Below are 13,012 nucleotides of genomic sequence, written 5' to 3'. Positions count from 1 at the left end.
CGATTTCATAGTTATTGTCCCATTGATCGAACAGCTGATCTCGTCGGATGCCCCCGGACGGCAGCTCGGGCCACTGCTTGCGCAGGCCCGGCCCCTGGGTGACCGCGAGTGGAGTCACGAGGACGCGCACACCCGAAGTCGCGACCGGTCGGCTGGGCCGGGCCGCCCGCGCCGACTGCGTCACGCGAGGGCGGAACCACCGCGTCCGCCGGCGACGGCCGGCAGGGGCAGGGCAAGCACGGCTGCGGGCGCGCGAAGGCCCCGACTGGTTCGGGGGATCCCCAGCCGGGGCCGATCAAGGGTGGACGCGAAGGGCGGTCGCCTCGCGGCGGGGGCTCCATAAGGCTTCAGCCGAACGATCGTCCTCATGGGCAAAGGGTGAGGCCCGGGGACACAGTTCCCTTCGCGTCCACATCTCTCTCAACGGTCAACCATCCCCGATTGTTCCCTGAAAACGGCTTATGTCCGGCCCCTCTGGACGCTCGCATGACCGCGGCGCGGCGACGGCGCTGGTCGCGCGGTTCCCGGCGCGATCAGGTAGGGAGGAACGGTGAGCAACGACGCGACCGACCCCTTCGTGCACGTCCGGGGTGCCAGTGAGAACAACCTGCGGAACATCGACGTCGACGTTCCGCGGGACGCGATGGTCGCCTTCACCGGCGTCTCCGGTTCCGGCAAGTCCTCGCTCGCCTTCGGCACGCTCTACGCCGAGGCCCAGCGGCGCTACTTCGAGTCCGTCGCGCCGTACGCCCGAAGGCTGTTGCAACAGGTCGGCGCACCGCACGTACAGGAGATCAGCGGGCTGCCACCGGCCGTGGCCCTGCAGCAGCGCCGCGGTTCGCCCAGTTCGCGCTCGACGGTCGGCACCATCACCACCCTGTCCAATCTGCTGCGCATGCTGTACTCCCGCGCCGGCACCTACCCGCCCGGGGCCGCACGGCTGGAAGCCGAGTCGTTCTCGCCCAACACCGCGGCCGGCGCCTGCCCGGAGTGCCACGGACTGGGCGTCGTGCACGACGTCGCGGAGGACCTGCTCGTCCCGGACCCCTCACTGAGCATCCGCGAGGGGGCGATCGCCGCCTGGCCGGGCGCCTGGCAGGGCGCCAACCTGCGCAGTGTCGTGAGCGGCCTCGGGATCGACATCGACCGGCCGTGGCGCAGGCTCCGGAAGAAGGACCGGGACTGGCTGCTGTACACGGACGAGCAGCCCTCCGTGTACATCGAGCCGGAGGAGGACCGCGTCGATTACGGCTATCAGGGCAAGTTCTGGAGCGCCCGCAAGCACGTCATGCACGTCCTCTCCGACTCCAAGAGCGAGAAGATGCGCGAACGGGCGCTGCGGTTCGTCAGGAGTGTGCCGTGTCCCGAGTGCCACGGCAGCGGGCTGCGGCCCGAGGCGCTCGCCGTGACCTTCGCGGCACATTCCATCGCCGAGATCAACGCGATGCCGCTCACCGAGGTCGTGGCGCTGCTGCGGCCCGTCGCGGGGCGGTCCGAGGCCGACGCCACCACGTCCACCGCCCGGTCCGGGGAGACGACCGAGGTCGCGGTCCGGATCTGCGGCGATCTGGTCGCGCGCGTCGACGTACTGCTCGACCTGGGCCTCGGATATCTCAGCCTCGGCCGCCGCTCGACGACCCTGTCCCCCGGCGAGGCGCAGCGCCTGCGCATCGCCACCCAGCTGCGCTCGGGGCTGTTCGGCGTCGTCTACGTCCTCGACGAGCCCTCCGCGGGCCTGCACCCGGCTGACGCCGAACCGCTGCTCGACGTGCTGGACCGCCTCAAGGCGGCGGGCAACTCGCTGTTCGTCGTGGAGCACGACATGGACGTCGTACGGCGGGCGGACTGGGTGGTCGACATCGGCCCCGGCGCGGGTGAGGGCGGCGGTCGCGTGCTGTACAGCGGCCCGGTCGCCGGTCTTGAGCAGGTCGAGGAGTCGGCGACGAGCCAGTATCTGTTCGGGCGCGCTCAGCCGCTCGGTCACCGCCCGCGCACACCGCACGGCTGGCTGCACCTGAGCGGCGTCTCCCGCCACAACCTGCACGGCGTGTCCGTCGACGTACCGCTCTGTGTACTGACGGCGGTGACCGGCGTGTCCGGTTCCGGAAAGTCGACGCTGGTGACGCAGGTGCTCGCCGAGGTCGTCCGCGGCCATCTGGGGCTCGTGCCGGAGGAGCCCGAGGAGGCGGAGCTCGAGGTCGACGTGCAGGACGCGTCGGGGGTGGAGTCGTTCGACCGGCTGGTCCTTGTCGACCAACGGCCGATCGGCCGCACGCCCCGGTCCAACCTGGCCACGTACACGGGGATGTTCGACGCCGTGCGCAAGCTGTACGCGGCGACGGACGAGGCGAGGGCACGCGGATATTCGGCCGGGCGGTTCTCCTTCAACGTGCCCGAAGGGCGGTGCGAGACCTGCCAGGGCGAAGGGTTCGTCGCGGTGGAACTGCTGTTCCTGCCCGGCACCTACGCGCCGTGCCCGACCTGCCACGGCGCCCGGTACAACGCCGAGACGCTGGAGGTGACCTACCGCGGCAAGAACATCGCGGAGGTGCTGGCGCTGTCCGTCGACGACGCCGCCGAGTTCCTGTCCGCCGTCCCGGCCGCGTCCCGCAGTCTGGAGACGCTGCGTGAGGTGGGGCTGGGATACCTGCGGCTGGGCCAGCCCGCGACGGAGCTCAGTGGTGGTGAGGCCCAGCGCATCAAGCTGGCCACCGAACTGCAGCGGGCCCGCCGCGGGCACGCCCTGTACCTGCTCGACGAGCCGACGGCGGGACTGCACCCCTCGGACATCGCGCTGCTGCTGCGACAGCTGCACCGGCTCGTCGACGCCGGCAACACGGTCGTCCTCGTCGAGCACGACCTGGACACGATCGCCACCGCCGACTGGGTCATCGACCTCGGGCCCGGCGGTGGCGACGCGGGCGGACGGGTGGTCGCGGCGGGCACCCCGGCCAAGGTGGCGAGGGCCCGCCGCAGCGCCACCGCGCCCTATCTCGCGTCCCGGCTCGCGCGCTCCTGACGACGGCGTGAGGGACGCAAGCCCGGTCAGCCGGGCTCGGGGCGCAGGGTCGCGCGCGTCGTCATGCTGCGTTCCAGCTGATGGCGGATGTCGCTCGCGAGGTGGCCCGTCTGGGCCCATTCCACGATGAGTTCGGCGACATGACGCATTTTGATGTCGGTGTGCTGGGAGATCTCCCGCAGGACGTCCCGGCCGTCCTCGGCGCGCAGGCCGGCCAGAGCGACGACGATGCCGATCGCCTGATCGACGACCGCGTGCGAGGACACCGTCTGCCGCAGTTGGGCCAGTTCGCCCTCCCGCGCCGCCACCCGGCTGTCCCGTTTCCGGTCGCCCGACGGGCCGGCCGGTCCTCCGGTCGTCTTCGAGGGGGCCGCCCCGACGAGCGGTTTCTCGACTCGTATGTGTGGCGCTGACTCCGTGCGGTCCATGCAAACGCCTTCCTCACCAGAGAAGCCTTCGGTCGTTGCCGGTCCAGCCGCGAGCGCGGGCCCCTCCCCCTGCGACGAGGGGGCGGACCCGCGCGGTGCGCCCGACGCCGATGATGCCCTCCACGGATGCCGGCGGGCGCTGGAGGAGTGACCGCATGGGCGATCACCGGACAGGTCCGCCACTGGGCGGCGGAGCGATACGGGTGCACCACATCGCGGCCGCCGCCACAGGTGCGGCAAGCAGGGAGAACTGTGTGCGCGAACCATCGGCGAAGCGGGCAGAGCAGGGTTTGTTCATGGCCGCTTCCTGACCGCTTCAGGTTTTTGCCCGCTCTGCCACACCTCGATGCCTCGTGTGCGACGGCACCGGAAAACGGCTGAAACCGGGCTGCGGGCCTAGGGCACGTATCCGGTTGTGATCATTCTGGGCGGGGGGGACGTCGCATCCCGTATTTTTCCAGGGCCGGCGGCCACGGCGCGGTCGTAGTGGCCCAGCGCCTGGTGGGTGATCAGTTCGGCCGCGTCCTGCACGTGCTGCACCTGGCGAGCGGGAAGGTACTCGCCCCCCGTGGACACGCCGAGCCCGACCGACGACGACATCGTCATGCCCCGGCGCCGGCCGCGGGAGAAAGCCGGGCGGTGCAGTGCCGGCCGGCTATTGACTGGCGAGCGAGGGGTTTCAGGCGGTGGCGCGGTTGCCTTGGCGTGCGGCGAGCGCGGCGTCGGCGCTGGAGTAGGCGGGCAGGAAGGCGTCCATCCCGGTGACACTGAGCAGGCGGCTCAGCCGGTCGGGGATGGCCGCCAGGGTCAGGGAGCCGTCGGCGTTCTTGGCGCAGCGCCAGAGGCCGACGAGGGCGCTCCGCCCGGCACCCGCCGCGGCCCGCTCACGGATCCGGGCCGTCAGGACCCGGTGTCATTCTCCCGTGTCCGGCCGGCTCCGAGCCGCCGGAGGTCCCCGGGCCCCGCTCGGCCCGCGCCTCCAGGCCCCCCGCGGCCGCGGACCCAGAAGAAGAGGACGACCGAGCACACCGCCGCGAACGCGCACCACGTCGAGACGAACTCGAGCCGCCACAGCGCCCAGCAGACCACCGCGCCCACGCCGACCAGGATTCCGAGCCGCCTGAGCCCCCGGTCGCCGGACAGCAGCAGCGAGCCGACGGTGGCCAAGAGGTAGCCGGCGATGAGCAGCTGGGCGTGCGGCAGGTCGACGACGTAGCCGACGGTGTGCCCACGGATCTCGGCCGTCACCGGGCGTGCGGCGAGCGCATACGCGAGTGCCGCCGCCGTCAGCACGCCTGCCGTCAAAGGGATCGTCAGCCGCCGTCGGGCCAGTGGTGGCGCCGCGCACACCACGCCCACCGGCACCCACACCGCGAGCAGCGGAAGGGCGATCACCGCCCAGGCGACAGTGGCGGGGCCCGTACCGCCCGCGGTGTGCCAGACCTTCGCCTCCACGACCTGGTGCGCGCCGAGGAGCAGGGGCAGTGCGGCCAGGGGCAGCTCACGGACCCCGCGCGCCCGTGCCACACACGCGACTCCGACGGCCGCGATACCGGCGCCCGCCACCAGATCGGCCTTCGCACTCCAGCACATCACGCCACCCAGGGGTCCGCCGTCGTCGGGATTCCGCCCTGCACCGGCGGCCCACGCTACGTCTCGGCGCTCCGGCGTCCGGGGTGACACGACGGCCGTCGCCTCCCGGGTCACGGCTGCGCGGCCTTACGCCCCCGGGTCTGTGCCGCGCTACCGAACGATGATTGGCTGGCCCCCTGCCATCGCAGACAGGCCGACCCGCAGGAGGGCACCACCGCCATGAGCAACCCCTACACGTACGAGTACAAGGTCGTCAGCTTCCGGGAGTCGCTGATCGGCGACGCACTGGACGGCGACAAGCTGGAGAAGGTCCTCAACAAGCACGCCGGGGACGGCTGGGGCCTCAAGGCGATCACGTCCGCCGACGTCAAGGGGCGGATAGGGCCCGGTGCTGTCGAGGGGCTGCTGCTCACCTTCGAGCGTCCCCGGCAGTAGCGGCCGCGCGGGTCGGGGGTACGGCTCACCCGCGTACGAGAGGGGTGGGCCGTTCGCGGACGACGCCGGGTCGGCCTGTCGTCGCGCAGCCCGGGAAGGCCGGACGTGGCGGCGAGCCGTCGCGGAGGCTCCGGTCGCCTCGGCGAGGAAGCGGGAGACGACCGCGGGCGTTCGGCGACTGGGACGGGAGTACCGTTGCGGTACCGAGCGCACTTCGCACGCCGTCATCCATTTCGGCGTCGCCCTCGGGGAACGGCAAGGGCTGGAGCGCATCGCGTCCGGCCGGAAAAGAGCCGCCCCACATGAGTCTGATGAGTCTCGGAGTACTCGCCTCCTCCCGCAAGGAGAACGAGTTCCGGCTGCCGCTGCACCCCCGTCATCTCGACCGGATCGCCCCGGACCTGCGCGAGAAGATCTTCCTCGAACAGGGCTACGGCGAGCGCTTCGGCGTCGCCGACGACGCGCTGCGACCACTCGTGGCCGGCCTGCGTTCCCGCGAGCAGCTGCTCGCCGAATGCGACGCCCTGCTGCTGCCCAAACCGATGCACGACGACCTCGCCGAGCTGCGCGAGGGCCAGGTGCTGTGGGGATGGCCGCACTGCGTGCAGGACGAGAAGATGACCCAGATCGGCATCGATCGACGGCTGACCCTGATCGCCTGGGAAGCCATGAACCACTGGACCTCCACGGGCGCCTTCAGCGTCCATGTGTTCCACAAGAACAACGAGCTCGCCGGCTACTGCTCGGTGCTGCACGCCCTGCAGCTCGGCGGGCTGACCGGCAGCTACGGGCGCCGCCTGCGCGCGGTGGTCATCAGCTTCGGCGCCACGGCGCGCGGAGCGGTCACGGGCCTGGGCGCCATGGGGGTTTCCGACGTCACGGTGCTCACGCAGCGCGCGGCCGCGGCGGTGGCCTCGCCGATGCCCTCGGTCGTGATGGGCCACTTCCAGGAGCAGGCGGACGATCCGTCACGCCTGCAGGCACTCACCGGGGTCGGTTCCGTGCCCCTGGCGGAGTACCTGGCCGGGTTCGACATCGTCGTGAACTGCGTCCTGCAGGACACCGACGCGCCCCTCATGTTCGTCACCGACGAGGAACTCGCCCTGTTCCGGCCGGGCACCTTCTTCATCGACGTCGCCTGCGACGAGGGCATGGGCTTCGAATGGGCCCACCCGTCCAGCTTCACCGAGCCCATGTCCACAGTGGGGCCGGGCTGCCACTACTACGCGGTGGACCACAGCCCGTCCTATCTGTACAACTCCGCCACCTGGGAAATCAGCGAGGCGCTCCTTCCCTATCTGCGTACGGTCATGGGCGGCCCCGCGGCATGGGACACCGACGTCACGGTCAGGAAGGCCATCGAGATCCGCGACGGCGTCGTCCAGAACCCGAAGATCCTCTCCTTCCAGCACCGGTCCCCCGCCTACCCCCACGCTCCCGAGATCCCGGCGGCCCGGCTGAACTCCGAGGTCTAGTCAGGCAGACCCGGCCTCCCGCTCCCCGGGACCTCCTCGGCGACCTGGTGGAGGGTACGTCCGCTGCGTGCCGAGCGGGCCCTGCGGGGCTCCGGCGTCCCGTGGCCGCCGCCGGGTCGGGCCCGCTCGTGGTCCGCCTTCACCAGCAGCCAGGCCTCGCCCTGGCGAGCCGTCGTCACCCACCGCCGGCTCCTTCCCTCGGTAACGTGGGGCGACGGCATGGCGCCCGTCACCGCGCCATGCCGTCCCCCGCGTCCCGGGTACCCCGCGCGCTCCGCCCTTCACGTCACGCGCGCGAGGGGTCAGGAGTACCAGGTGGGCTCGGGCAGGTCGCCGGTCAGCACATGGCGGCCGACCTCGCGGCGCTTGTAGGCCACGGGGTCGTGCAGGGTGTGAGTGCGGACGTTGCGCCAGAACCGGTCCAGGCCCTCGGAGGAGGCGGTGGCGCGGGCGCCGGTGACCTCGAAGATGCCGTTGGTGATCTCCAGGGCGACCTCGGTGGCGCGCGCCTTGACGGCGGCGACCCGGACCTCGAAGGCGCCGCGGGTCTGCTCGGTGACGGCGTCGGGGTCGTCGTGCAGCTTCTGCCCCTCCAGGGCGACGGCGTCCGCGAGGGCCTCGACGGCCCAGAGCTTGGCGGTCAGATCGCCGAAGCGGTCGATGACGTACGGCTCGTCCACCGCCTTGTCGTGGCCGCCGTGCAGCCAGGAGCGGGACTTGGCACGGGTGTAGGTGGCCGCGGTCTCCAGGGCGCCGCCCGCGATCCCGAGGTAGAAGTTCACGAAGACCAGCTGGATGGTGGGGACGTTGAGGGTGTTGTACACCCGCGGCTGGAAGACCTTGTCCACGTAGCCCGCTGCCGAGGCCCACGGGGTGCGGACGCCGTCGAGCGTGACGCTGCCGCTCTCGGTGAGGCGCTGGCCGATGTTGTCCCAGTCGTCGTGGAAGGTCAGTCCGGCCGAGTCGGACGGGACGATGGCGAAGATGTGCTGGTCGGTGCCGTCCAGCACGCCTTCGAGGACGGTGACGTCGGAGACCTTGCTGCCGGTGGAGAAGGTCTTGTGACCCGTGAAGACGAGCTCGTCGCCGTCCTCGGTGACGACCACGTCGCTGTCGCGCGGGTTGACCGCGCCGCCGAAGAACCACTGCTCACGGGCGGCCCGGGCCTCGACCTCGGTCCACTGTTCACGGGTGCCGACGAGCCGGGCGGCCCAGTTCCACAGGTAGTGGTAGCCCAGCAGTTGACCGATCGAGCCGTCGGCCTTGGCGACCTCGCGGACGACGCGGTAGGCCGTGGGCCAGTCCTGTCCCCCGCCGCCGTGCTCGGCCGGGCCGAGCAGAGTGACCAGACCCGCGTCCTTCAGCAACTGCACTTCGGCGTACGGGGTGGCGGCGGCCTTGTCGCGGGCGGCGGCGTCGGTCGCGAGGACGGCGGCGACCTCCGCGGCCCGCTCGATCCAGCCCTGCGGGTCCTGCGGAGCGGGACCGGACTTCCACTGGGTGGGGGCGACGGTGCTCATGGGGTGACTCCTTTTTCTGGGAGTGGTCTTGCGAGCGGTTCTTGAAGCGCTACTTGGAGCGGGCTTTTCGGGCACCCGAATTCATCTCCGGCCCCGTGCGGGATCGCACCCGTACCGCCTCTTGAGAAAAGGGGCGACCGAAGAGAAGGCAGAAGAAGGGGAAGGTGAATGCGAAAGAGAAAGGCGCGACAGCCGGGGCCGAGGGGCTCGCTCAGGCCCTGCGGCGACAGACGCAGCTGGAGACGCGCACGAGGTCGACGTGGCGCCGACGCGTGAGGTCCTGTCGCTTCATGCCACCGATCGAAGCAGCGGGCCGCCGGGCCGGTCAAGAACGTCCGCACCGATTTCACACACCGGCACACGGCTGTCGCACAGCAGAAATGCTGTGCTCGCAACCGCGATTACCCGGATCTCCGAATGGGGGGCGATTCGGTAGTGGCGAGAGCGCCGGGCGTCCCCTCCAGTTCCTCCGTCCGCGCGGACGCACCGGCAACTTCCGCGGCATCCTGGCGCTGCCGGTGCTACCGAGCGCACCTGTATGCGCTCCCCCCGTAGTTGGTTGACTGCACGCAGGTCGCGCTCAACGGCACCGCGCTCGCGTCGCCGCCCGGGCCGGCCGCGGCCGGCCCTGCGCCGTGCCGCCCCGCCCACGAAAGGAGCACGGCACGGTGAGCGCCGAAGAGATCAACGCGGACGCCTGGCAGGCATACGGAACCCACCACATCCGGCGCCGGACCGCCCTCGCGGAGGTCGACCGGATCGACTGGGGCTTCTGGGGCACCGGCCCGGGCGCCGAGATCCTCGGCGACCTGTCGGGCAAGCGCGTCCTCGACCTGGGCTGCGGCCCGGGCCGGCACGCGGCGCATCTCGTACGCGAGCGCGGCGCCCTGGTCGACGCCGTCGACGCCTCCCCCAGCCAGGTCGAACGGGCCCGGGCCCGGTACGGCGACCTGCCCGGTCTGCGTCTGGTGGCGGCCGACGCCGTCGAGCACCTGCGGTCCGCCGAGCCGTACGACGTGATCTATTCCGTCAACGCCCTCCCGTACATCGACCCGCGCCGGCTGCTGCCCGCGCTCGCGGCGGCCCTCACGCCCGGCGGCACCCTGTGCTTCACCGCGCTGCACACCAACTCCCGTGGGCACGGCCCGTCCACGGCCGTCGGGGCGCGGCCCGAAACGCTGCGGCTCGCCGGCGGCGACGAGGTCACCGTCCAGATGTGGGTGCTCACTCCGGAACTCTGGGAGGAACTGCTCGACGAACACGGGCTGCGGGTGGAGCACGTCGACGTCCTCGATGCCACGGAGGAGGGCGACTTCGCCTCGTACCGGATCTTCCGGGTCCGCCGCCCTGCCCGGATCTCCTCCCGCCCGCGCGCGTCCCTGCCACCGGTCGCGCACGCGGCGCTCGGTGTCGGCGCCCTCGTGTACGGACCCCGGGGGCTGCTCCTGGGCCGTCACCGCAAGGGGACCTGGGAGCTTCCGGGCGGCACGGTGGAGGCCGGCGAGTCGCTCCAGGAGGCCGTCGTCCGCGAACTCGGCGAGGAGACCGGACTGAGGGCGCAGCCCGTGGACGTGCGTCTGCTGGGGAGCCACCTCGACCACGTCGATGGCGTCGTCCGGGTCACCGTGGGCGCCCACGTCACCCTCTGGCACGGCCGGCCCGCCGACCAGCCCGGTGAGAGCGTCGGCCACTGGCGCTGGTTCCCCCTCGACCGCCTGCCCCAGAACCTGTTCGTGTGCAGCGCCCAGATCCTTGGGGCACGCCACCCCGACCTGCCGATCGACCACTCACCGGCACACTTCACCCCGTTCGCGGGGTGACGGCGAGCTCCGATCCCGCCGAGGAGGGCGCGAGCGCGCCCGTCCGCCTCGGCCGGGACGGGGCACGCCGGTCACACCGCCTCGTCCCGGCTGCTGCCGGGGCGCTCGGCGGTGGGGGCGTGACCTCCGCCGAGTGGATGCCCGGACCACTGGCACACCTACGAAGGCCGGCAGTACTACTGCACCGACCGTGCGCGGCATCCGCGTTCGGCCAAGTCCTTCACCTGGAACAGCGTCGACCGGATCGTCTCCTTCGACCCCTTCCGGTTCATCGCCCTCATTGCTCCCCGGCCTCTGCTGATGATCGTCGGATCGGAGGCGGTCACCGCCCACATGACCACCGAGGCCTTCGGGAAAGCACGGGAACCCAAGGAGCTCCGGACCATCGAGGGCGCCACCCACGTCGACCTGTACGACAGGGACCCGTACGTGACGCTCGCCGTCGCCGGGCTGACCGCGTTCTTCCGGAGCCATCTGCACGGACAACGGTCGTCGCAGGATCCGGAATCGGCATGAGGCCAGCGAGAGCCGGGCGCGCCTGGTATGCGTAGACGTCATGGACTTCAGTGATGTCTCGCTGACCGCTCTGCGGGTCTTCCGCGAGGTGGCCGAGCAGGGCACGTTCACCGCGGCCGCCGGCGCGCTCGGCTACACCCAGTCCGCGGTGTCCCGGCAGATCGCCTCACTCGAACGTGCCGCCGGGACGGCCCTGTTGGAGCGACGCCGCGAGGGGGTACGGCTCACCGCGGCCGGCCATGTCGTACTGCGCAGGGCAACGACCGTGATCGAGGAGATCGACACGACCGCGCGCGAGCTGGCCGGGCTGCCGGCCCAGGCAGGCACGGTTCGGGTGGGCTGGTTCCCCAGCGCGGGCGCCGTCCTGGTGACCGAGGCACTCACCGCGCTGCGCCGGGCGCACCCCGCCGTCACGGTCATCACCCGGGAGGGCAGCACCCCCGCGCTGGTCCGCGCGCTGCGGGCCGGCAGTCTGGACCTCGCTCTGCTGGCCTGTGCCCCGCCGTTCCGGCCGCCCGACACCGAGTCGCCGCCCCTCACCCTGCTCACCCTCACCGAACGCAGCCTGCGGCTGGCGCTGCCCGCCACCGATCCGCTCGCCCGCGGTGACTTCGTCGATGTCGCGGACCTGCGCGGCCGGCGCTGGATCGCGGGCCCCGCCTCCGGCGAGGACGGGCTGATGGGCGTCTGGCCCGGTCTGGACGAGCGGCCCGAGATCGCCCACACCGCCCGCGACTGGCTGGCCAAACTGCACCTGGTCGCGGCCGGTTGCGGTCTGACCACCGTGCCGGCCTCGCTCGCCCGCGCCGCACCGCCGGGGGTGCGGATCCTGCCCGTACGGGGCGGACCGCAGGAGCGACGCCGTCTCGTCCTCGCCCACCTCCCGCACCCGCTGTCCGAGCCGGCCGCCCGCGTCGCCGAGGCCCTGCGGACGGCGGCCGTCGAGGCGTACGCGGAACCGTAGACGCGCCACCCCGGTCACCGCCCTGCTCAGACGCCGCCCCGGAAGGGACCGCCTCACCCCCGGCCCGCTCTCGCGTCAGCGCGCCCGTGCCGGGGGCGGGCCCGTCATCGCCCACCTGATCGTCCTGACGAGCCCATGGCCGGCCCGCCGGACGAGGGCGTCCTCGACGACCGGGACACGCGGCAACCGCAGCGGTCCCCTGGCCCAGGGCGGAAGGTCGGCGACCGCGGTCGCGGTCAGCACGGCGTACGGCGGCCGGGCCGCGAGCGGCAGCGGTGGCCGGAACAGGATGAAGCGCGCCGCCGAGCGGGCCTGCGGTGTGGCTCGCAGCTCGGTCCGGTAGGAGGCCAGCACCTCGGCCAGCTCCGCCTGGTCGCGGGGCGGATCGACCACGCCGAGGGCGGTTGCCACCACTGCGGTGTCCGCGACGTACGCGTCACACGCGTCCGCGTCCAGGGGATGCGAACCGTAGCGCTGGTGAGCGTGGAGGAAGCTGTCCGTCTCCGCGGCGTGCACCCAGCCGAGCAGGTGCGGGTCGGCGGCGTGGTACGGCTCACCCTGGTCCGTGGTTCCGCGTACCGCCTGATGGATGGCGCGGACGTGGTCGACGGCCCGTTGGGCGTCGTCGGCGGCGCCGAAGGTGGTGACGGCGAGGAACGTGCTGGTGCGTTGCAGTCTCCCCCACGGGTCGCCCTGGTAGCCGGAATGGGCCGCCACCGCGGCCATCGCCAGCGGGTGCAGTGACTGCAGCAGCAGCGCGCGCAGTCCGCCGACGAACATCGAGGCGTCGCCGTGGACGGTCCGGATGGGGCGGTCGGCGCCGAACCACCGTGGCCCCGGGGCTTCGTGGATCCGGGCCCGGTTGGCGGGTCCGTCGGGCCCCGCGACCCGGCTGAACAGCTCGACCCCGAGCCGTTCGCGCAAACCGGCGACCGCGGACGCGTACGTGTCCATGGTCCCAGTGTCGCGCAGCGGCACCCGGATCCGGAGGCCACCGGGAAATGCGGCCGCGGACCCCGCGGATTTCACCGGAGTGCGCCGCCGGATCCGGGGCAACAGATCGTGTGCCACTGACGCACTCCCCCCGGTCGCGTCGGTGGCAGTGCTCCCGCGTCCGGCGAAGGGGAAGGGTCACCCCGGAGCCGGCGCGGTCGAGCGGAGGGGCATGGCCGCGCCATGGGAGAACAGGGCGGGCGCGGCCGCCCCTCCCACCACGCCCCCACGCGCTCCCGTCACGGGACC

12 protein-coding genes are annotated in these 13,012 nt (G+C 72.2%); 6 read left to right on the top strand and 6 right to left on the bottom strand.

The annotated features are described in order from the left end of the window. Positions 1-550: 550 nt before the first annotated feature. Positions 551-3,019 carry an excinuclease ABC subunit UvrA gene (gene uvrA, locus ACFVYF_RS24435; RefSeq protein WP_389458539.1) on the top strand — a complete coding sequence of 823 codons (2,469 nt, stop codon included), beginning with the start codon at positions 551-553 and terminating at the stop codon, positions 3,017-3,019. Between the two features lie 26 nt (positions 3,020-3,045). On the opposite strand, the gene ACFVYF_RS24430 is transcribed toward uvrA, so the two are convergent. Together ACFVYF_RS24430 and ACFVYF_RS24425 are read right to left on the bottom strand one after the other, a co-directional pair. Further along, on the bottom strand, positions 3,046-3,447 hold the full coding sequence (locus tag ACFVYF_RS24430; protein WP_389458538.1) for an ANTAR domain-containing protein: 402 nt from the start codon (positions 3,445-3,447) through the stop codon (positions 3,046-3,048). Between the two features lie 900 nt (positions 3,448-4,347). Then, complete coding sequence (locus tag ACFVYF_RS24425; RefSeq protein ID WP_389458537.1) at positions 4,348-5,040, bottom strand: DUF6629 family protein; 693 nt, start codon at positions 5,038-5,040, stop codon at positions 4,348-4,350. Positions 5,041-5,259: 219 nt separating this feature from the next. Here ACFVYF_RS24425 and ACFVYF_RS24420 point away from each other — a divergent pair, with 219 nt between their 5' ends. Together ACFVYF_RS24420 and ACFVYF_RS24415 are read left to right on the top strand one after the other, a co-directional pair. Then, positions 5,260-5,475, top strand: coding sequence for a DUF4177 domain-containing protein (locus tag ACFVYF_RS24420; RefSeq protein WP_389458536.1), 216 nt, complete (start codon positions 5,260-5,262; stop codon positions 5,473-5,475). A 302-nt stretch (positions 5,476-5,777) separates the two neighbouring features. Beyond that, positions 5,778-6,950 (top strand): N(5)-(carboxyethyl)ornithine synthase, encoded by a 1,173-nt coding sequence (locus tag ACFVYF_RS24415; RefSeq protein ID WP_389458535.1) that lies wholly within the window; start codon positions 5,778-5,780, stop codon positions 6,948-6,950. On the opposite strand, the gene ACFVYF_RS24410 is transcribed toward ACFVYF_RS24415, so the two are convergent. The 3 genes from ACFVYF_RS24410 to ACFVYF_RS24400 form a co-directional block, all read right to left on the bottom strand. Then, on the bottom strand, positions 6,947-7,129 hold the full coding sequence (locus ACFVYF_RS24410) for a hypothetical protein (protein ID WP_389458534.1): 183 nt from the start codon (positions 7,127-7,129) through the stop codon (positions 6,947-6,949). The genes ACFVYF_RS24415 and ACFVYF_RS24410 overlap by 4 nt on opposite strands. 123 nt (positions 7,130-7,252) lie before the next feature. Then, entirely contained in the window at positions 7,253-8,470 is a 1,218-nt protein-coding gene (locus ACFVYF_RS24405) for an acyl-CoA dehydrogenase family protein (RefSeq protein WP_389458533.1), read from the bottom strand. Positions 8,471-8,681: 211 nt separating this feature from the next. Further along, positions 8,682-8,762, bottom strand: a complete 81-nt coding sequence (locus ACFVYF_RS24400) for a putative leader peptide (protein ID WP_389458689.1) — start codon at positions 8,760-8,762, stop codon at positions 8,682-8,684. A gap of 376 nt (positions 8,763-9,138) precedes the next feature. Between ACFVYF_RS24400 and ACFVYF_RS24395 the strand changes: the two genes are divergently transcribed. The 3 genes from ACFVYF_RS24395 to ACFVYF_RS24385 all read left to right on the top strand — a co-directional run bounded on the left by ACFVYF_RS24395 (position 9,139) and on the right by ACFVYF_RS24385 (position 11,770). Then, complete coding sequence (locus ACFVYF_RS24395) at positions 9,139-10,290, top strand: NUDIX domain-containing protein (protein WP_389458532.1); 1,152 nt, start codon at positions 9,139-9,141, stop codon at positions 10,288-10,290. Positions 10,291-10,590: 300 nt separating this feature from the next. Then, positions 10,591-10,806 (top strand): hypothetical protein, encoded by a 216-nt coding sequence (locus tag ACFVYF_RS24390; protein WP_389458531.1) that lies wholly within the window; start codon positions 10,591-10,593, stop codon positions 10,804-10,806. Between the two features lie 40 nt (positions 10,807-10,846). After that, positions 10,847-11,770 carry a LysR family transcriptional regulator gene (locus tag ACFVYF_RS24385; RefSeq protein ID WP_389458530.1) on the top strand — a complete coding sequence of 308 codons (924 nt, stop codon included), beginning with the start codon at positions 10,847-10,849 and terminating at the stop codon, positions 11,768-11,770. A 75-nt stretch (positions 11,771-11,845) separates the two neighbouring features. On the opposite strand, the gene ACFVYF_RS24380 is transcribed toward ACFVYF_RS24385, so the two are convergent. Then, positions 11,846-12,724: an oxygenase MpaB family protein gene (locus tag ACFVYF_RS24380; protein ID WP_389458529.1), complete on the bottom strand. Its 879-nt coding sequence runs from the start codon at positions 12,722-12,724 to the stop codon at positions 11,846-11,848. Positions 12,725-13,012 lie beyond the last annotated feature (288 nt).

It is taken from the genome of Streptomyces sp. NPDC058274 (genome assembly GCF_042881375.1).
In the GTDB taxonomy this organism is placed as follows: domain Bacteria; phylum Actinomycetota; class Actinomycetes; order Streptomycetales; family Streptomycetaceae; genus Streptomyces.
This window is presented reverse-complemented; position numbering and strand designations above follow the sequence as displayed.